Annotated in this window: 22 protein-coding genes, 1 tRNA gene and 1 pseudogene; 10 read left to right on the forward strand and 14 right to left on the reverse strand. The window is 33.8% G+C overall.

The window, feature by feature from the left end; translation table 11 throughout:
• Window positions 1–6: 6 nt before the first annotated feature.
• The 9 genes from A9G10_RS08510 to A9G10_RS08550 all read right to left on the reverse strand — a co-directional run bounded on the left by A9G10_RS08510 (window position 7) and on the right by A9G10_RS08550 (window position 7726).
• Window positions 7–1191, reverse strand: coding sequence for an MFS transporter (locus tag A9G10_RS08510; protein ID WP_179855827.1), 1185 nt, complete (start codon window positions 1189–1191; stop codon window positions 7–9).
• A gap of 26 nt (window positions 1192–1217) precedes the next feature.
• Entirely contained in the window at window positions 1218–2393 is a 1176-nt protein-coding gene (locus A9G10_RS08515; protein WP_065559123.1) for an acetyl-CoA C-acetyltransferase, read from the reverse strand.
• 54 nt (window positions 2394–2447) lie between these two features.
• On the reverse strand, window positions 2448–3125 hold the full coding sequence (locus tag A9G10_RS08520; RefSeq protein ID WP_081299162.1) for an HAD family hydrolase: 678 nt from the start codon (window positions 3123–3125) through the stop codon (window positions 2448–2450).
• Entirely contained in the window at window positions 3106–3354 is a 249-nt protein-coding gene (locus A9G10_RS08525) for a tautomerase family protein (protein ID WP_065559124.1), read from the reverse strand. Before A9G10_RS08525 ends, A9G10_RS08520 begins: the two co-directional genes overlap by 20 nt.
• Window position 3355: 1 nt before the next feature.
• Window positions 3356–4186 (reverse strand): hypothetical protein, encoded by an 831-nt coding sequence (locus A9G10_RS08530; protein ID WP_065559125.1) that lies wholly within the window; start codon window positions 4184–4186, stop codon window positions 3356–3358.
• A gap of 16 nt (window positions 4187–4202) precedes the next feature.
• The gene (locus A9G10_RS08535) at window positions 4203–4952 is read right to left on the reverse strand and encodes an AfsA-related hotdog domain-containing protein (protein ID WP_081299163.1); all 750 of its coding nucleotides are present in this window, start codon (window positions 4950–4952) and stop codon (window positions 4203–4205) included.
• A gap of 34 nt (window positions 4953–4986) precedes the next feature.
• Window positions 4987–5607, reverse strand: coding sequence for a hypothetical protein (locus A9G10_RS08540; protein ID WP_065559127.1), 621 nt, complete (start codon window positions 5605–5607; stop codon window positions 4987–4989).
• 507 nt (window positions 5608–6114) lie between these two features.
• A complete protein-coding gene (locus tag A9G10_RS08545; protein WP_065559128.1) occupies window positions 6115–7020 on the reverse strand; it encodes a DMT family transporter in 906 nt (301 codons plus the stop codon).
• 10 nt (window positions 7021–7030) lie between these two features.
• Complete coding sequence (locus A9G10_RS08550; RefSeq protein WP_065559129.1) at window positions 7031–7726, reverse strand: SDR family oxidoreductase; 696 nt, start codon at window positions 7724–7726, stop codon at window positions 7031–7033.
• Window positions 7727–7832: 106 nt separating this feature from the next.
• Here A9G10_RS08550 and A9G10_RS08555 point away from each other — a divergent pair, with 106 nt between their 5' ends.
• The gene (locus A9G10_RS08555; protein WP_065559130.1) at window positions 7833–8723 is read left to right on the forward strand and encodes a LysR family transcriptional regulator; all 891 of its coding nucleotides are present in this window, start codon (window positions 7833–7835) and stop codon (window positions 8721–8723) included.
• A 14-nt stretch (window positions 8724–8737) separates the two neighbouring features.
• On the forward strand, window positions 8738–9646 hold the full coding sequence (locus A9G10_RS08560) for a LysR family transcriptional regulator (RefSeq protein ID WP_065559131.1): 909 nt from the start codon (window positions 8738–8740) through the stop codon (window positions 9644–9646).
• A 67-nt stretch (window positions 9647–9713) separates the two neighbouring features.
• On the opposite strand, the gene A9G10_RS08565 is transcribed toward A9G10_RS08560, so the two are convergent.
• A tRNA-Ser gene (locus A9G10_RS08565) sits at window positions 9714–9801 on the reverse strand.
• A 191-nt stretch (window positions 9802–9992) separates the two neighbouring features.
• Here A9G10_RS08565 and A9G10_RS08570 point away from each other — a divergent pair.
• Genes A9G10_RS08570 through A9G10_RS08595 form a run of 6 tightly spaced genes read left to right on the forward strand, consistent with a single transcriptional unit; the run spans window position 9993 to window position 13505 of the window.
• Window positions 9993–10310 carry a TusE/DsrC/DsvC family sulfur relay protein gene (locus tag A9G10_RS08570; protein WP_065559132.1) on the forward strand — a complete coding sequence of 106 codons (318 nt, stop codon included), beginning with the start codon at window positions 9993–9995 and terminating at the stop codon, window positions 10308–10310.
• Window positions 10311–10331: 21 nt separating this feature from the next.
• On the forward strand, window positions 10332–10625 hold the full coding sequence (ftsB, locus tag A9G10_RS08575; protein WP_065559133.1) for a cell division protein FtsB: 294 nt from the start codon (window positions 10332–10334) through the stop codon (window positions 10623–10625).
• Between the two features lie 11 nt (window positions 10626–10636).
• Window positions 10637–11353: a 2-C-methyl-D-erythritol 4-phosphate cytidylyltransferase gene (gene ispD, locus A9G10_RS08580; RefSeq protein WP_081299164.1), complete on the forward strand. Its 717-nt coding sequence runs from the start codon at window positions 10637–10639 to the stop codon at window positions 11351–11353.
• Complete coding sequence (gene ispF, locus A9G10_RS08585) at window positions 11344–11820, forward strand: 2-C-methyl-D-erythritol 2,4-cyclodiphosphate synthase (protein ID WP_065559134.1); 477 nt, start codon at window positions 11344–11346, stop codon at window positions 11818–11820. Before ispD ends, ispF begins: the two co-directional genes overlap by 10 nt.
• A gap of 30 nt (window positions 11821–11850) precedes the next feature.
• Complete coding sequence (truD, locus tag A9G10_RS08590) at window positions 11851–12873, forward strand: tRNA pseudouridine(13) synthase TruD (protein ID WP_065559135.1); 1023 nt, start codon at window positions 11851–11853, stop codon at window positions 12871–12873.
• 5 nt (window positions 12874–12878) lie between these two features.
• Window positions 12879–13505: a protein-L-isoaspartate(D-aspartate) O-methyltransferase gene (locus A9G10_RS08595; protein ID WP_065559136.1), complete on the forward strand. Its 627-nt coding sequence runs from the start codon at window positions 12879–12881 to the stop codon at window positions 13503–13505.
• Window positions 13506–13679: 174 nt separating this feature from the next.
• Here the strand turns inward: A9G10_RS08595 and pnuC are convergent, their stop codons facing one another.
• Window positions 13680–14375: a nicotinamide riboside transporter PnuC gene (gene pnuC, locus A9G10_RS08600; RefSeq protein ID WP_065559137.1), complete on the reverse strand. Its 696-nt coding sequence runs from the start codon at window positions 14373–14375 to the stop codon at window positions 13680–13682.
• A gap of 2 nt (window positions 14376–14377) precedes the next feature.
• Window positions 14378–15613, reverse strand: a complete 1236-nt coding sequence (gene nadR / locus A9G10_RS08605) for a multifunctional transcriptional regulator/nicotinamide-nucleotide adenylyltransferase/ribosylnicotinamide kinase NadR (RefSeq protein WP_065559138.1) — start codon at window positions 15611–15613, stop codon at window positions 14378–14380.
• A gap of 193 nt (window positions 15614–15806) precedes the next feature.
• Between nadR and A9G10_RS08610 the strand changes: the two are divergent.
• Window positions 15807–17387: pseudogene (locus A9G10_RS08610) on the forward strand (DUF4139 domain-containing protein).
• Window positions 17388–17410: 23 nt separating this feature from the next.
• On the forward strand, window positions 17411–19267 hold the full coding sequence (gene recD, locus A9G10_RS08615) for an exodeoxyribonuclease V subunit alpha (protein ID WP_065559140.1): 1857 nt from the start codon (window positions 17411–17413) through the stop codon (window positions 19265–19267).
• Between the two features lie 213 nt (window positions 19268–19480).
• On the opposite strand, the gene A9G10_RS08620 is transcribed toward recD, so the two are convergent.
• Window positions 19481–20206, reverse strand: a complete 726-nt coding sequence (locus tag A9G10_RS08620; RefSeq protein WP_065559141.1) for an amino acid ABC transporter ATP-binding protein — start codon at window positions 20204–20206, stop codon at window positions 19481–19483.
• A complete protein-coding gene (locus A9G10_RS08625; RefSeq protein ID WP_065559142.1) occupies window positions 20203–20904 on the reverse strand; it encodes an ABC transporter permease subunit in 702 nt (233 codons plus the stop codon). The genes A9G10_RS08620 and A9G10_RS08625 overlap by 4 nt, the downstream gene beginning before the upstream one ends.

Consider the following 20904-nt stretch of genomic DNA (forward strand, 5'->3'; position numbering starts at 1 on the left):
TTTTCCTTAAAATTTTGTTAATTTGAGACCGAATAGTGCTATCGCTATATTGATGATCGTCAGACTAATACAGGTAATCATTACCCCATTCCAATTAAAGTTTTCATAAACAATACCTAATAGATAAGTACCAATACTTCCTCCAGCCAGACAAGATAAAAGATATAAAGAAGAAATAGCACCTCTTGAATTAATCGGTACAATTTGATTAAGTATTGAAATCACTATAGGTTGAAGTCCGAATACAAAAAGAAATAAACAAAAAATACCTAAGGCGATAAAAAATAAATTGCTACTAAATCCGATAGTGATGACTGAAATGCTGACAAATACAAGGCAAATAATTAACAATTTATCTTTAGTCATAAATTGAGATAATTTGCCTGTGATGATAGTACCAATGACGGCGCTAATTCCAGCAAAGTTTAACCATCCTAATACTGTTGATGAGAGATAAAAAGGCGAGCCTTTTAAATAGAAGGTTAATAATGATGATAATCCAAGGTAAACAAAAAACAGAAGAAAACCAACAAACAGAAAAATAAGTACCGTTTGATTTAACAATAATTTAGCAGCGGTCAGATAAGTACTTGCGATACTCATGTTAGAAGTATTGTTGTTCGTGTTTTTTATACCCATTGGAATAAAAAGACAAGCAAAAACAATTAACGATGCATAAATAAAGAAGGCAATCTGCCAAGACCAATAATCAGTCATCATTGCCACTACACTACGGCTAAAAATAATACCGACAATAGAGGCGGAAATCATTACTCCCATAGCTTTAGGCAATTTTTCATTTGGTGTATTTTTAGCCGTATAGGCAAACAACGCAGCCGGAACTGATGCTGCAAAAAAACCAATTAATGACATAATGATTAAATAGAGACTGAATGATTCGATGATACCAGATAAACCAAGACAAATAATGGTCCCAATACTCCCAAATACCACTAACAATCTTGTTGATACTTTATCTGATAACGGCCCATAAATAAAAAAGGAAATAGCATAGAAAAAACAAGATAAGCTAAATATACTTCTTGCATCTAAAATATCAATATTAAAACTTTTTGAAATTTCCTGAAAAATGAGTTGGCTGATATAAACTGAACCGACCAAAAGCACAATAAGTACGGCAGAAACAAGAATACTTGTAGTTGATTGTTCATGTTTCTGTATTGATTTCATGCCTGATTCCATAATCTAATTCCTCTTTAATTTCGATGAATACTCATTGCTACCCCTTCACCTCCACCGACACATAATGCAGCAATACCGACATTGAGTTTCTGTGATATTAGTTGATGTATAAGTGTAACTAAGACACGACAACCCGATGCACCAATGGGATGTCCTAATGCAATTGCACCGCCATTAACATTAAGTTTATCGTTAGGTAACGCTAATACTTTTTGAACCGCTAAAGATTGTGAAGCAAATGCTTCATTACATTCAAACAGATCGACATCATCAATAGACATGCCTGTTTTTTTCAAACAAGCTTCGATGGCACTAATTGGACCCAGCCCCATAACAGAAGGATTGATACCACTATTAGCAAAAGCAGATATCGTGACCAATGGTGTTAATCCTAAAGATTTTGCTTTTTGTTTACTGCATACTATTACCGCTGCTGCACCATCATTAAGGGATGATGCGTTACCAGCAGTGACAACCCCTTCCTTTTTGAAAACAGGTTTTAGTGTTGATAATTTCTCCAGCGTTGTTTCTCTAGGTCCTTCATCTTTATCAATCACGACTTCACCTTTTTTTGTGGCTAAAGTTATTGGCGTAATTTCATTGGCAAAACAATTATTCCGTATTGCATTTAAGGCTTTCTGATGTGAGGACAGTGCAAAAATATCTTGTTCTTCACGAGTAATATGATGACTTTCGGCAACATTTTCAGCTGTTACTCCCATGTGATAATGATTAAAGGCATCGGTTAATCCATCATAAACGAGAGTGTCAATTAATGCCGAATTCCCTAAACGGTTACCTTTACGAATTCCTTTAACAGCATGCGCTGCGGTTGACATGCTTTCTTGTCCTCCTGCGATGATCATTTGCGCATCGCCATTTCTTATTGCTTGAACAGCTAAATTGATAGCCACCAAACCCGAACCGCAGACTTTATTCACCGTTAATCCCGTCACTTTTTCGGATAAACCTGCTTTGATCGCCGTTTGTCTTGCTGGATTTTGTCCACAACCAGCGGTTAAAACTTGTCCCATAATGACTTGATCGATTTCGTTTGCAGGAATATTCGATTCTTTTAGCATATTTTTAATGAGCATTGCGCCTAATTCTGTTGCTGGTATGTCAGCAAAACTACCAAGAAATGCTCCAATAGCGGTTCTTTTTGCCGCTACAATTACAATTTCTTCCATATTAAAATTTCTCCAATCTAAATGTTAATCATCTTTAACATTGCATTTTTTGAATCATAAAACTTGCCAGTTATTTTGTTTGGCAAGTTGTAACATCGTAGGATGATCGCCGACGTAAACAGAATGACCGACACAAGACAACATATTCAAATCTGAAATATCGTCTCCATACCCGTAGCTACTGCTTAAATCGATTCCTTCTTCTAAGGCAAATTTTTCGATTGCGGTGGCTTTACCTGCTCCAATAGTTTGTATCCCTGTAATTTCACCCGTTAAAATTTGCTGTTGGTCAACAACCGGATTAACACATAAAATGTCATCGACTTTTAAATATTCAGCAATCGGTTTTAAAAGCGGTAGCATTGACCCAGAAACAAATACGGTTCGTTCCCCTTTAGCTTGATGTTGATGTAAACGATCAACCGTTTTGCTAATAAAGGCATTCTTGTTGATAACATTTTGCTCAAACCAAATCTTACCGATTGAAATTAGTTCATCCATGCTCATACCCGAAAGTAATCGGTAGTACATGGAATTGAGTTCTTCTCTTGGTCGATTGTTAGCTCTTGCTTGTTTGAATGCGTCATCAAATTGAACTTTGAGATCATGAAGTTTTTTTACTTCAGACAAATATTCAAAAAAATTAAACATACTTTTGATCGTTATAAGTGTTTCATCTACATCAAAAAATGCAGCTATAGCTTGATTTGTATTACTTCTTGTTTGCATCATGCTCAGAATCCTTACTTATATAAGCCCTACTTTTGGTTAGAAAGTTAGGATCGGTTCCTATCACGCCTGCATCTGACCAGCGGGAAGGGGAAACTTCTTGAAGGCTAATCGAGATTTTATCGATTGGGCAACCTAAAATTTTATGAGTCGCAACAGTTATTTCTTCGAGTAATTTCTTAGCTTTTTCATCATCAGATATAGGCCAGCAGATAATATTGATATGTGGCATATTATTTCTCCTTAATTGGGGTTGTAATTAAACGGTCAAATAAATCTATTTGACTCAATTTGAGTTGGGCATGGACATCGCCTCCTAATCCAAAATATCCAATTGCACCGCCATAAGACTGTTGTGAACTCATGAACAGGACAATGACGTTGATAATTCGATTACTGTCTTTTTCATGTTTTGGAAAAGGATTGTTTAAAATGGCATAATAGTTAGCAAAACCGTTACTATCAGTCACAAAAACATTTGGAATTCCTAAAGGTCCCGGGCGGGTTAATTCTTGCGGATTAAGATCTTTTTCTCTTAAGCTCATTACGGTGTAAAGACTATTTGGTATTAAGTTTTTAAAACAAAAATCAAATCGAGCAACTGAACCATCAATTGTTATATCAAGTGTTCCTTGCGCTTTTAACCAATCACTCAGTACAATTTTATTGAGTTTTCGAAGTCCGTCATTTTCCCGATAGTCATAGATATAACCATTACTTAATGGAAGACTAGGGCGTTGGATTTGTGAAGCATTAGGGCATTGTTCTGGTGCAAAGACCATTGGATAATTATTTAAAGGTAGCGGAAGTGGTAATGTAAAAAGCTCTATTTCTGCGAGTCTTTTCTCATTTTTAATATCTAATTCTTCAATAATTGTATAAGCACATGTTTCACCAAATTTGGGTAATTGGCTTTTTGGGGAAACTAACGCCATCCCCCACGAGATGGCATTATTCTCCTTGATTAAATTCCCTACAACGACAAAATTACCATGCTTATCAACCACTTCAGAAGGTGGATATAAGGGGCCTTGTGTTGTAGGAATTAATTGGAATTTTGACATAACGATTTCCTTTTTTTTATGCCATAAAACTTTTATATTCAGTCAAATATAAAGCTACTGCATCTTTAGCTAACTTTGATTCTTTTTCTAAAAGTTCTTTCGCCGGATAAACCACGTAACTGGTCAACATCGTGGCACAAATTTTTTCTGCTTGTTTGATCGTTATTTTTGCTTTCAACTTAGACCGATAATTATTTTGGTCTATGTCGAGAAGTTCAAAATGAATGATGGCTGGTAAAGGAAATAAAAAGTTTTCAAAATTGACATTCATTTCATTGATGACAAAATAGGTGTCTTTTTTATTTTCTTTTGCGAGAAAAAATTCTTCTGTTATTGCAATAAAAGTTTGTCTGAATGCTTCAGTAATAATCATACCCTGTACATGACTACCCGTTTGGTGATCACCCATAAGCATATTTCTTTCATCAAGAATAAAAGGTAATTCAAAATTAGACTGATCCAATTTTTTTGCTTGACCGATTAGCACGTTATAAGTGTTGTGTTGATGAGTATAAATATTTGGCGCAAAATTATTACCATAAAATGAAAATAATGAACTCAAATCCAAATGTTCAGGGCTATTGTTGCTAATGCTAAATTTACTTACTTCATCATTTTTACACCCCAATCCAGGAAATAAATGATTTTTAATGTTAAAAACTTTTGCAGGCATTTGCGCCATTATGGCTAGTTGGCTTAACGTAATTGTCCCATCAAGTTTTGCAAATTCATTGAATTTGTCGCCAACAACAACTAATTTATTCAAAATGATTCTCCTTATAATTAATACTGGAAATCTATTAGTTACCTAATTTTCTATAGATTTTTGTATAAAGTCCTTCTTTACCACCCGTGATGTAGCTGTCTCCTGCTTGTGCAACAATCGTTTTGTAATGCTCATCTGTAAATGGTTTCATGTAATCTTCAATAGCTCCGTTAAAGCATGAGATAAACATTACGCCAGGAATTTGGCTAATGAGTGAATGGTAAGCATCAAAAGAAGTAATTTTGTTAATGTTACTTTTGACAACGTTGAAAATAGTTTCGTTGCGCCATTTTAAATAAGCGTTATAGGCAGTAGGTAATACTTCGACATGACGAAGTTGAACAAAATTTGTTTGCGGAATGACAGTAACGGAACGGATAGGACTTTCTACATAAAAAAGTAATTCACGCTTAATATCGCCGCACAGATAGTTAGCATATTCGGTAAAAGCCTGTGCAAAACTTTTTTCGTAATCTGCTAATTCATTTAACGAGCCTAACGCGATAAATTCAATCAATTCTTCTTTATCATCAGAAATATAAAAACTATGTTTGTTGATAAGATCTTTGGATTTGTTTAAAGCGAATGTTTCAATTTCCTGTCCTTTTTCTTTTTTTACAGGATATCGGTTTATTAATAAATATTGTGATGGCATTTTTTATTTCCTCTTTTTGATATATAAAAGTGATCATTAGTTGTACAACTATTGAAAGACTAAACGGAAATAACAAAATACAAAAATACTTATTTTGTGATATGAAATTGATATCAAAGAGAATATTTTCTGTTTTAAATCGATTTAATTTGATTGAAATTATTAAACTTTAACTTTATGATTTAATTATCAATTAAATGTTTTTCTTAATATGATTTCGTGGTGATGATTAAAAATTTAGAAAGAAAGAGAGAGTGCTATAAACAAATCATTCAAGAAAGTGTTTTTTGATATTGACAGAAAGATTTGAATAAATAAATTCTATTTGTCTGATATAAAAGATGGGTATTGAGTTTTATTATGATTAATCTGCTATCGCCATATTATTATATTGTGATACTGTGAATTGCCATGACAAAACTCGCTAATAGAGATGTTTGTTTAATAATGTGGTCAGTTGCCACACTATTAAATCAGTTTGTGAATATATTAATTAAATCGTTTTGATTATTCCTTCTTCATAACAGTTTTATAAGCACCTGTTGCGCCTATAACGCCACCAATCACCATGATAGCACCGATTAACTGTAAAGCAGTGGGTATCAAGCCGTTTATAAAAGCTAATAACAAAGTAAAAACGGGGACTAAATTGAAAAATATAGACGTTTTTGCCGCGCCAAGCGTTTTTATACCGACGTTCCAGAATAAATAAGCAAGTACTGAACCAATTATTCCCATATAAATAAGTATTAAGTGATGACCCAATGAAATATTAATGATTTCATTCACTAAATTACCTTGAAATACCGTAAATAGAACAATGCCTACTGTACCTATTAACATGGTAAAAGTTGTGGTTTGTAGTGGTGTTGAGTTGCTGATAAATTTACGACATCCGACAGTATAGATTGCCCAGGCTAAATTACCCAATAAAATGATTAAATCACCATGGCTAAAATGCAACTTGATAATATTATTGATATCGCCATTACTGATAACAAAAATCACACCAACTAAACTTATTAACATGCCAATTACTTGTGACCATAACACTCGATATTTATCAACAATTGACGCAATTAACGTTGTTGTTATAGGTGACGTTGCCATGATAAGTGCACCATTAATCGGAGATGTAGTTTGTAATCCTATAAAGAAAGCCAAATTGAATCCGGTGATACCACATAAGCCAAGAAGGGTATACGGTTTCCAATTTGATTTAAATGCAATGAAATTATTTTTATCTTTAATAAGCATAAAAATAAAAATGGCAATAGCGGCGATAATAAAACGTTCAGATGCGGCTGTAAGCGGGGTGACAGATGCTACAACAATCGAGCCCGCATTAAAATTAGAACCCCAAAAAAAGGCAGATAAAGTGACAAGTAAAAATGCTAATTTATTGTTTTTCATTTAATCTTCCTCATTTCCATAAAAAAGCATCTAACGTTATTGATGACACTAATAACTCTTTCGGTGTATTAATTAAAAACATGATTATTTCAGCAACATTACTTGGTTTAAGCATGCGAGATTTTTGTTCATCGGTAAAACTTATATATTTTTCCATATGTTCTCTAAAATCAGTGTCAACTTTATCCAAAACAAGATTGGAAACTTTAATACCTATAGGCTTACAATATTCTTTTAATCCTTCACTAAGACCTTGTACTGCATGTTTAGACACTGAATAAGAATACATATCTTTACTTCCTTTTAATCCCCATATCGATGAAATATTAATTATGTGAGGGTTTTGACTTTTTTTCAAAAACGGAAGTATTCCACGGGTTAAGAAAAAATATCCACTTACATTGACGTTAAGTGTATTTACCCATTCTGTATCTGTTGTTGTCAAAGGATCGTTAAAATATGATACTCCAGCGACATTTATTAGAACATCTATGGTTCCCATATGTATTTCAGCTTCTAAAATAGCATTCTTAATTAAAAGTGGATCTGTCAAATCAAGTTTGTAAGTAAATAGATTATCTGAATTAAGCTCGTTTATTTTTTTCTCTGACAGATAAGTAGCAAAAACTTTGTGCCCTTGTGATAAAGCAATGCTTACAACTTGATGACCAATTCCACTTTCTGTACCAGTAACAAATATATTCATGAATATTTTTCCTCTTAAAATAAAAAATTATAAATAAACTATTTTTCATTCTATTTAGAATTCATTTATAGTACTATGATCAAAATAACAACATTAAATTCCAAAAATGAAATTATCAATCGATGACTTACTCATATTTGTTAATGTAATTAAAGAAGGTAGTATCGTTAAAGCATCAACTAAGCTTTCAATACCATCTCCGACAATCAGTAGGCGCTTAACTCAGTTAGAAGAAGCTATTGGTGGTCTTTTGATGTTCAGAAGCAGTAGAAAAATAACGCTGACGACATTGGGACAAATGTATATTGCTAAATTTACCAACTTAGTAGAGGAGTTTGTCGAAACAGCAGAAAATTTAAATGATTATTATAAAAAATTATCGGGCACAATTAAAATAACAGCACCAATAAGCTTGACACATCAATGGTTTGGTAAGTGTATTTTTTCTTTTATGAAAAAATACCCGGATATAAAAATAGATTTGATGGCAACTAATAAAGTTGTCGATTTGGCTGATATGAATATTGATATTGCTATTCGAGTAGGAGATCTAACCGATAGCAGTTGGGTAGCTAAAAGAATCTTATTATCCAAAAATATATTGTGCACCTCTAAAGAATATTTAGAACGAATAGGTGGTTGTGCTCATCCAATTGATTTATTGGATAAAAATTTAATCAATATTAATCATAACTTAAGTTGGTCACTGACCAATAAAACCCAAAATGAGTATTATGAAGTGAGGTCAATCCCATGTTTAGTCATGGATGATACGGAACTGATCATTGAGGCAGCAAAAGAAGGAATGGGAATTTGCTTTGTCCCATCTCAATTTGTCAAAAAAAGTATATTAAAGGGGGAATTGATACAAATATTACCAGATTGGATTGGCAGCGCTAGACCTATTTATTTAATATTTAAGGATAGAAATTACATGCCTAATAGAGTAAGAATTTTCAAAGAACATATTGAAAATTATGTGGATTTAAATGTATAGAGGTTTAAGGCATAGTGGATATTTATAGTAAAAGATTACCTACTATAAAGCAGTTGCAGTATTTCGTAGCAGTTTGTGAAGAACGTAGTTTTAGAGGAGCGGCTGAAAAGTTAGGCGTAAGCCAACCACCGCTTTCAATTCAAATCAGAGATTTAGAAGAAAAATTAAAGGTCACCCTTTTTTTGAGAAATTCCCATAATGTGGTTTTAACTAAAGAAGGAGAAGATCTTAAATCAAAAGCAACACGATTATTAAATGACCTTTGTTCCATAACTAAATCGATCAAATCGCAAGAGGTAAAAAAGGTTGTACTTGGGACAACTAAAACCCTTTGTTTTGACTTTATTCCTTATTTTAGATTATTTTTGTCGGATTTTAGCGAAGAGACTGAAATTTACAAACATAACTACACATCAAAAGAGCTGTTGTTAGAGCTCCAAAAAGAAAATATTGATTTTGCTTTTGTTTCTGATTACCAAATGAGAGATATCAACGAAAATTCGCAATTAGTCTATAAAGAACCTATGATTTTAGTTTTACCTACTAGCCATCCATGTAGTCAGCAAGAAAGAGTAGATCTTAATGATGTGACCGATTTACCACTCTTTTGGTTCAAACAATATTTAAACCCTGTTTTCTATGAACAGTGTGAACGAGTATTTAAAACGCTCAAACTTCCAATTGTACGCCGAGCAGAATTACAAGATAATTTATCTATGTTACTTGAAGTATCGTTAGGTAAAGGAATGATGCTATTACCTCAGTCGATGACACAAGCAAAAGTGGAAGGTGTTGCATATAAAAAATTAATTAGGAGTCAAGATTTAAAATTAAAAATCGATATTTTTCTTATTTGGCGAAAAAATTTAAGAAAAAATTCTACAACTGACGCAATAATTAATTATTTCAAAAAATCAGAATAGAAGCTGGATAATATAATTAATTAGATCTGAATTGAATGGATATGAAACGTTGATTCTTTGGAGAAGATGGCGGAAGCGCAGAGATTCGAACTCTGGGAGGGTCGCCCCTCGCCGGTTTTCAAGACCGGTGCTTTCAACCGCTCAGCCACACTTCCGCAATGGCTGTGAATATTAAAGGAGTCGGGCTTATTTGTAAATAGCTATTTTTGAAAAAAAGCTTGTTTGCTTTAATTTTCGTCAATTTTAAGCATTATTCGCTTCATACTGTGACTTTAACCATCAAAATTAGTGTTGGATTGCATAGAATTGAGTATAATATCCAGAAAATAAAACAGTGTGCTGAAAAATGTTAGAACAGATAAAAACAGATGATAACGGTTATTTAAAAAATTGGCAGGATTGGTCTGTTGAGCTTGTGCCAGAACTGGCTTTACAAGAATCGATTGAATTAACTCAGGCGCACTGGGATGTTATCTTGTTTGTTCGTGATTTCTATTTGGAATATAAAACGTCACCTGCGATTCGAGCATTAGTCAAAGCGTTAGAAAAAAAATTTGGACCAGAAAAAAGCAATAGCCGTTACTTATATAAATTATTCCCAGAAGGGCCAGCAAAACAAGCAACGAAATTGGCTGGATTACCAAAACCTGTAAAATGTATCTAGATTAAAGGTAAAATTAAACGTATGAGGCAATGGAAAATAGCATTAATATTGCTGGTGTTACTTGGTTATCTGCAATACTCTTTATGGTTTGGAAAAAATAATGTCTATGACTATCAAGAAAATGTGCAAATGCTTGCAAGCTTGCATGAGCAAAACAATAAACTTAAAGTCCGTAATGAACAGATGTTTGCCGAGATTAATGATTTGCAACGTGGTTCAGAAGCGATAGAAGAGCGAGCACGTAGCCATTTAGGCATGGTTAAGCCTAACGAATATTTTTACCGAATAATTATCGACTCAAATTCTCATCAATAATAAGGCATTATGTGAACAACACGAGTAATATTATTGCAATCGTTCCGGCTGCTGGGATTGGTAGCCGAATGAATAGCCAAACGCCTAAACAGTATCTTAAAATTGGTTCAATGACCATTTTAGAACATACATTACAAAAATTATTATCTCATCCACGAATAGGTAAGATTATCGTAGCTATCCATGCTCAAGATCATCTTTTTGCAACTCTACCTATTGCAACTCATCCTCAAATTCATGTTGTCAAAGGTGGTTCAACGCGTGCTGATTCAGTCTTAGCTGGGCTACGGGTTTTAAATGATGAGCAATGGGCTTTAGTGCATGATGCAGCCAGACCTTGTGTTGATCATAATGATATAAATCGTTTGATAAACACCGTGGTTGAAACACAACAGGGTGCTATTTTAGCAACGCGTATCAGTGATACTGTCAAACGAGCTTACCAGACCAATGACAATGTTATCGAATCTTCAGAAGATCGTACGTATTTGTGGGGTGCAGCAACGCCCCAATTATTTAAGGTTGGTGAGTTAAAGTCTTGTTTACAAATTGCTTTAAATAATCATGTACCAATTACTGATGAAGCGTCAGCGATTGAATATGCTGGAGGACATCCTCTATTAGTTGAGTGCCGTCGGGATAATATAAAAATTACACATCCAGAAGATTTAGCGCTGGCCTCATTTTATTTAACTAACCAAATGCAAAAAGGTGATATATGCGAATAGGGCACGGATTTGATGTTCATAAATTTGGAGGGGAAGGACCCATCACCTTAGCTGGTGTAAAAATACCCTATCAATATGGTTTGGTTGCACACTCTGATGGTGATGTTGTGTTACATGCGATTACTGATGCGCTAATCGGCGCATTAGCACTAGGTGATATTGGAAAACTTTTTCCAGATACTGATCCTAAATATAAAGGTATTGATAGTCGAATATTACTTAAAGAGGTCTATGGCATTGTTCAAGCAAAAGGTTACCAGTTGGTCAATTTAGATACCACTATTATTGCACAAGAACCGAAAATGCGTCCTCATGTTGATCAGATGCGAGTTAATATTGCCGAAGATCTCAATGTTCATTTTGATCAAATCAGTGTTAAAGCCACCACGACTGAACAACTAGGCTTTACTGGACGCAAAGAAGGTATTGCATGTGAAGCGGTAGTATTACTCTCTCAAAAACGTTAAATTGATTCATTTACATAATAGGCATTACACGTGTTAGCAGAACTTAATTTTTTATATGGAAAGCCGAAAACAACGGGACAATATAAGCAACAATATGAAGACTTTGTGGTAACAGAAGATCTTGGTTTTGAATTAACCGGCGAAGGTGAACATGTTTTAGTTTATCTTGAAAAAAAAGATTGTAATACTATTTTTGTTGCTGAACAGTTAGCTAAATATGTCGGTATTTCGCCAAAATTGGTGAGCTATGCAGGGCTTAAAGATCGCCATGCAGTGACTCGGCAATGGTTCAGTTTACATATGCCAGGAAAGGAATCACCTGATTTTACTGATTTTGATTTGGCAGGCTGTCAAATTCTAAAGGTTACAAGGCATAATAAAAAATTAAAAATAGGTGCGTTAAAAGGTAATTATTTTAATATAAAACTCACTAACTTAAGTGATACTATTGAACTTGAATCAAAATTAGCTTCCATTAAGCAACATGGCGTACCCAATTATTTTGGCGAACAGCGCTTTGGTCGAGATGATAATAATATAATTCAAGCATTAAAATGGGCTAATGGTGAAATTACCGTTAAAGATCGTAAAAAAAGAAGTTTTTATCTCTCAGCAGCACGTAGTGCCATTTTTAATGATGTTGTCAGTAAACGTATCGAACAAGGTCTGAATCAAACCGTTTTAGATGGTGATATTTTGCAATTAGTCCAACGAGGAAGTTGGTTTGTTGCGCAATCAAATGACCTTTCATTGTTACAATCTCGGTTGTTAAACGGGGAAGTTAATATTACTGCGCCAATGATAGGGGATTCTCAACTTGGTACTCAATCTTGCTCTCTTGAATTTGAGCAAAAATGTTTAGCCAACTGGTCACTATTTACTGAATTATTTAAAAAAGAGCGTCTTGAAACGGCAAGACGTTCGATATTATTGCGTCCTCAGCAACTTAATTGGCAATGGATAAATGATAACAGTATTGAGATTACCTTCTATTTAACATCAGGTTGTTATGCAACAAGTGTAATACGAGAATTGATTACAGGAAATGAGTAACTAATATGCAAAGTTTAAAAATGCAGTCTCTAATTCAATTATTGCGTCAGCAAGGAATCAAAGATGAACGTGTATTAGCCGCGATAGCCTCAACACCACGAGAACATTTTATTGATGAAGCCCTTTCTCATCAAGCTTATGATGATCGTTCTTTGCCCATTGGTAGTGGACAGACTATATCACAACCATATATCGTTGCCCGTATGACTGAATTGTTAAAGCTTGAACCCGATTCAAAAGTTCTTGAAATAGGGACAGGTTCAGGTTATCAAACAGCGATTTTGGCAAAATTAGTTGATCAGGTCTGTTCGATCGAGAGAATCAAAAGTTTACAATGGAATACTAAACGTCGTTTAAAACAACTCGACATTCACAATATTGCCACTCGACATAGTAATGGTTGGTTAGGGTGGCCAGAGCGTGGTCCCTTTGATGGTATTATTGTTACTGCAGCCGCTTCTGAAGTACCGATTAATCTTGTTAAACAATTAGCAGATAAAGGTCGACTAGTCATACCAGTAGGGGTAAACCATCAGGTTTTACAATTAATTGAGCGTAATGGCGATAGTTATATAACGAAAAATATGGGCGAAGTAAAATTTGTACCTTTGGTGAAAGGTGAAATTGAATAATAGCTGTTTATTTATGTTAATGCCAATATCTTGATAGGCTAACTTAAAAATTGCAATATCAATTTAGGTTTATCTCATTGCTAGTCAAAAAAATAGAAAATAAATTTATTATTTTCTATTTTTTGCTTATTAAATTATCCATTTAAAAACAATCTGCTAATGATAAACAATATGTTAGGTCGTTTGTTTTGATTCAGATTGTTTCCATTCACAAATCCCGTAAATGGCATTGAACAGGTAGATTAAGTATTGTGTTGCGATAACGATATTATTTGTATAAATATTTAACCCAATCACTAACACATTTAATATCACCCATAAATACCAATTGAATGAATAACGCATCATTAATAGTAGTTGAGCTACAACGCCTAATCCGAAGATAAAACAGTTCGTAATTAATTGATAAACGGTATTTTCAACACCAATAGCGTTGGTTAAGTAGACGTTGAAAAATACGGCTGCGATCAAAAAAATCAGGGTATATAAAAAAGCATTTTCACTCAACGAACGTACTTTAACATTTTTATGTGTATCTTGATTTTTTTCCCAAGTAATTAACCCAACAATATGCGATCCAAAATAGTAGAAAGTAGGCAAGCCCGCGCCAATATTGTTACCCAAGTAATTGGCATAACACTCAGCAACCACAGCCAGCATTCCGATAACATTTCCCATATTTTTGCGTTTAGCGAGTAAAATAACACAAAGTAGCCCACAAAAAGCACCAACATAAGAGACAAAATAACGTAAATTCAAATGGGTAAAAGGATCAGTATATAAAAAGGCTAACGTAACACAAAGTACACAAAACAGAGGGTAAAATTTATTACGTCCAATAAATATAGCAAGATGACTTAATTTATTCATAATTAATACTCTTTATCATTAATAAGTTGATTAACCAATTCAATACAACGTAAATAGCGCTCTTCGTAATCAGGCGAATCAATCGGAATATATTTGATATTATTTTTTTCAAGAATTGAGATAAGTAATTGTTGAAAATCCTTACGTTGTTTTGGACTACCTAGCGAACGTAGACCGTCAGCAACCCATGGTGTGTTATTACCTAACAGTATCACTAAATCAAAACGATAGTTGTTGATCATCGCCTGTAGAAAAGGGTGTTCTTTACCTTCATATTTTTTACAAAAAGCTTGAGTGGTAACAAAATCAGTGTCAATAAAAGAGACCTTATTGGCATGCTTTATTGCGAAATCAATATATTGTGCATGACCTAATGCGATTTTATCGTAATCAGCATACTGTAAAGCACGTTCATCACCACCAAGTTGTGAAAATACATAATCACGACCATATTCCCATGCACTAGTCGTATTGAATACATTGGCGAGTTTATTAACCAGTGTTGATTTTCCACTGGATTCTCCGCCTAAAATAGCAACAGTTCTAACAAAAAACGGTCTTACTTCTGTCGGAATATATTGCCAATTTTGCAGCGGAGCTTGACGGATTTGAGTCCCACTCACTTGCATAAATTTCCGTTCTGGATCGATAAGTACTGTTTCTAAATCGAATAAATCTTTATACATAGCGACATCTTGCGGTTCACTCGAGTAAACACAATTGGGTTTTATGCCTTTTTCTTTGAATAGTTTTTTGACACGATCACTCCACTCGAGCCAACCGTTTGGATACGCAGGAATCCCATCTTCTTTTAATAATTCAATATGGATATTTTTTTGATATTTAAACGTTTGCAGTAACCAACGTATACGATCATTAATTGTTGGTTGGCGAGACATTGCGCTTTGTTCAAACAGTGCCATATCACGAATAGTATCCGAACAGAGTACTACATAAAGTTCATCGACTTGACTAATCGCCCGTTGAATTAAATGAATATGCCCAGTATGTAGAGGGTAAAACTTACCAAATATAACACCGACTTTTTTATTTATCGTCGATTCTTCTATTTGTAAGTAGTGATGTAGAGATTGTAATTTTTGTGCGCCAGGATTTTTAACTTTATCATTGATAAGTTGACTTAAATAACCTTTTGTCATTTTACAAGCATCGGCAACGGTTTGTAGGGATAAATTTTTTCGCTTAATTGCCTGTTTTAGATAGCTAAAATTACTCATAGCAACACCTCTTTTTTTTGTTTTGTATCTGTAACATAATTTATATTAATTTTATTAAATGTTCAATATATTAAACAAAAAATAATGTCAAAAAATATTAGATTTTTTTATTAATTAAGACAAAATAGTCATGTCCTCGGGAATAGTTCAATAAAATGAAAAATCTAAATTTATTATAAACAAAGGAAAAACAATGAAAAAATTATTATTATTAAGTGCGTTAATATCAAGCAACGTATTAGCCGCTAATGACGTGATACTCAATAAGGTAACGTTGTTTCTACAAGGTGCTGAATTACAAGGTCAGTCGATAGTTTCATTAAAAAAAGGTGAAAATGCAATTGTTTTAACAGGTATTGCCAATGGGGCAAAAGCAAATTCGATAAGTATTGGATTTAATGATAACAACGTAAAAGTATTGTCGACTTCATTAAATAGGAACTATGTTGATAATGATGAACAAAATCATGATACCAAGCCATTACTTGAAAAGTTACAGCAATTACAGGATAAATATGATATTACTGCAATTCAATTAAAAGCTGTATCTGAACAAATCAACCTTTTACAAGGAAACCATTTAGATCAGCTCACTAAAGTGACTAATGATAATGTAAGCGGAATGAAAAATATATTGGATTTTATTAAAGCCAATTTAGTGTCTGCATTGAGTGAACAATACACATTAGAAAAAGAAGTCCAACAACTTGAACAACAAATCGAACAATGTCAGGAAGAATTTGAAAAGTTAGCAAGAACAACAAAAAACTTAACGAATGCAATTGACGTTAAAGTGTACTCAGATCAAGATATCACTTTACCGATTACTATATCTTATGTTACCAATGAAGCAAGTTGGAATCCCACTTATGATGTACGTGTTGATGATATTAATTCTCCAGTACAATTAACTTATAAAGCTGAAATTCATCAAAACAGCGGTTTAGATTGGAAAAACATTGATTTTAAATTATCCACCTCGAATCCTAGCGAAGGGATAACAGCACCTAATTTATCTCCTTGGTATATAAAAACTAGTAATCCCGATATGGGTGATTACAGGCTAGGTATTGGTTATCCAATGTTAGAAGATAGAGATGATATGATGTCATTGAGTCATACAAATACTGTAAATAATGCAACGATTAACACTTTAGGTATAAGTACTATCTTTGAAGTTACCTTACCTTATACTATCAAATCAAATACTAATGATAATATCCTGATCTTACAAAACAAAGAAGTTGTAGCAAATTATCATTACGTTGCAACACCAAAAATCAATAACTATGTCTATTTACAGGCACAAATAACGGATTGGGATAGACTCAATTTTTTACCAGAAAGATTGACGGTTTTTTTTAATGGTAGTTATATTGGCGAAAGTTTTATCGATACCAAATATATTAAAGATACTCTCGACATCGCTTTGGGACGGGATAAAAATATTTTGATCAATCGTAATCGCAATGTGAATTAAACATCTAAACCTTCTTTCTTTGGTAATAATATTTCACAAAAATATGCTTATACCATTGATGTAAAAAACAGTAAATCATTACCGATAGATATTATTGTTTATGATCAGTTACCAGTAATCTTAAATAAAGCCATATCACTGGATGATGTTAAATATGGTAATGCGGACTATGACAAAGATACAGGTAAGCTTACGTGGAAATTTAAGTTAAATCCAAACGAAAGTAAAAATCTTAATTTAAGTTTTAAATTATCTTATTCAAAAGATGATGTTGACGATATAATTGGATTATAAATCAGTTAAAACAGAAACTACGCATGGTAAACGAGTGGTTAAACCAATTTAAACAAGACAGTCAAATTAGTTTACTTGACATTCATTTGGCTGCATTTTTAAGTCATAAAGCAAAATTAAATGATGATCTGACACTTAAACGCTTTAGTTATATGGTGCTATCACTAAGTAAAGAGGTAAGATTAGGGCATGTTTGCCTTGATCTTACTTTATTAAATCAGTCATCTATTGATCCTAAGTTATGGTTAGATTTAGAATCCCCTCAAGATGTTGATTGGAAACATACACTCAAACAAGCTCAAAATAATCAGGTTGTGAGTGATGGTCTTACGCAAACGCCACTAATCTTTATTAACAATAAACTCTATTTTCAACGAATGTGGTTAGATGAAAAAAATGTTGCATACTATTTTAATCATACGACATTTAATGAAAAAACAGATAGCAGCGTTAATTTCAACACTATACTTGATCAATTGTTTACCGAACATCACACCGAAATAGATTGGCAAAAAGTCGCTGTTGCGGTGGCATTAACACGCAAAGTTGCGATCATTTCAGGCGGCCCTGGAACAGGGAAAACCACAACAGTTGCCAAAATTTTAACCGCCATTTTACAAACGCAACCTACCGCTCGAATTGTCACGACAGCACCCACAGGTAAAGCGGCCTCAAGACTGACTGAATCACTAAGCCAAGCCTTAAATAAGCTTCCTTTTGAATCTTTAAATAATAAAACAGAAGCAATAACCTTACATCGGTTATTAGGTGCAAAAGCGGATAACCGATCATTTATCTATCATAAAAAAAATCCACTTAATTTAGATGTATTAGTCATTGATGAAGCATCTATGGTTGATTTAAATATGATGGCGAGAGTGATCGAGGCATTACCGTCGTCAGCGCGTTTAATATTATTAGGAGATAAAGATCAGCTCTCATCAGTTGAAGCGGGTGCTGTATTTGGTGATCTTTGTCATTTTATTGAGAATGGATATAGTGAGTCAAGAGCATCAGAACTGAGCCAATTAACCGGTTATGCCGTTCCTTCTATACCCAGTGTCGCTTCTATTACCGATAGTATTTGTCTGTTAAAAAAGAGTTACCGATTTAATGAATCTTCTGGGATTGGGCTATTAGCTAATGCAGTAAAAGAAGGATATGACAGTAAAGTTATTCAGTTATTAGGCGATGAAATATTGGATGACATTAATTATCATCCATTGTCATCAAAATCATCTTATCAAGCTTTATTACACGATAGTGTAAAACATTATCAGCACTATTTAGATGCAATAGTGCACCATGGCAATAATGATATAGCGTTAATTCTAGAAAAATTTGCACAATATCGTTTATTGTGTGCTGTCAGGGAAGGTTTATTTGGTGTACAAGGTTTAAATAAGCAAATTGAATCGTTACTCATTAAGAATAAATTAATACAGCCAAAGCATAAGGACGGCTGGTACATCGGTCGACCGATTATGATTTTACGAAACAGTACCGCTTTGGGATTGTATAATGGTGATATTGGTATTACGCTCACCGCTGAACATGATAAGTCAAAATTACGGGTCTATTTTCCTTTTTCCGATGGATCAATTAAAGGTTTTTCACCTTATCGATTGCCAGAACACGAAACTGCCTATGCAATGACAATTCATAAATCGCAAGGATCGGAGTTCGATCATGTAAATATTATTTTACCTACTGATTATTCACCATTGTTGAATCGTTCTTTACTTTATACTGCGATTACTCGAGCGAAAAGAACAGTAGCGATTTATGCTGAAAGCAAAATCTTAGCGTTATCGGTAAAAAACCAAATACATCGTGAAAGTGGTTTAGCGCAGCAAATTAAAGGAAGTAATAAAAAATAACGCCAACTTATTATTTTTTTTAAATGATTTAATGTAATAACTTTGAGCGATTTACAATCTTCTTAATCGAAATCAAAAAGATAAATGGCATAACGCTTTATTAGTATCAGTCATTGTCTGTTTTAAAATTTAAGACTTTATTGCTCGGCTTTAAAAGAGAGAAACTAAAAAAAGCACTTGATGATATAGCAAGTGCTTTTTTGTTTTTAAACATTAATGAATAATTTTCGCTAAAAAATCTTTAGCACGATCTGATTCTGGGTTACTAAAGAATTGCTCTTTAGATGTATCTTCAATAATCTCGCCAGCATCCATAAAGATAACACGATGTGCCACTTTTCGAGCAAAGCCCATTTCATGGGTCACCACCATCATGGTCATACCTTCATAAGCTAGTTCGACCATGACATCTAACACTTCATTGACCATTTCAGGATCAAGTGCTGAAGTCGGTTCATCAAACAACATAACAATTGGATCCATACAGAGTGCTCGTGCAATGGCAACACGCTGTTGTTGGCCACCAGAAAGTTGCGCAGGATATTTGTTGGCATGTGCAAGTAAACCAACACGATCTAACAATGATAATGCTTTTTCACGGGCTTCTTTTTCAGATCGTTTTAACACCTTGATTTGAGCTAACGTTAAATTTTTTAAAATCGTTAAATGTGGGAACAATTCAAAATGCTGAAACACCATACCGACTTTAGAACGTAATTTTGCTAAATTGGTTGATTTGCTGGTCACTTCAGTGCCATCAATAATAATTTTACCCTTTTGTACGGGCTCTAAACCATTAACCGTTTTAATCAGCGTTGATTTACCTGATCCAGAAGGACCACAAACTACGACAACTTCACCTTTACCAACTCGTGTAGTACAGTTTTTTAATACCTGAAATTGTCCATACCATTTTGATACATTTTCTAAGGAGATCATCGACTTATCCCTTTTTTGAAATAATTAACTAAACATGAAGCAGTAAAACAAATTATAAAATAAATTGCTGCTGCAAAAATAATCATAGAATATTTGACTGTGCCGCCTTGTACACTACCAATTTGAGTGACACTTGCACCAAACAGGTCAATTAAGCTCATTACATAAACTAAAGACGTATCCTGGAATAAAATAATGCCTTGAGTTAACAGTAATGGAATCATTGATCTAAATGCTTGAGGTAAAATAATCAAACGCATGGATTGGCTTTTTGTCATTCCCAAAGCATAAGCAGCATGATATTGACCTTTAGCAACAGCGCTAATCCCTGCTCGAATAATTTCAGAGTAATAGGCAGCTTCAAAAAGGGCAAAAGCAATCATAGCCGAAGCGATTCGCACGTCTGCATAAGGTGGAAGGTTAAACAGATGTTTAATGACCTGAGGTAATGCCAAATAGAACCATAACAACACTAATAAAAGTGGAATGGAACGAAATAAATTGACATAGCACTTGGCAAAAACATTCAATATTTTAATATTTGATAGACGCATTAACGCCAGTACAGTACCCCAAACTATGCCAAAAACAACGGCAATAAAAGTAATTTTGGTTGTTAACCATAATCCACTTAGTAATAATGGATAATTTTCAATGACCAATGAAGGGATATCGGCAATCCAATTAACTAACTGCAT

Source organism: Gilliamella sp. wkB308 (genome assembly GCF_001690185.1).
Lineage (GTDB): Bacteria > Pseudomonadota > Gammaproteobacteria > Enterobacterales > Orbaceae > Gilliamella > Gilliamella apicola_I.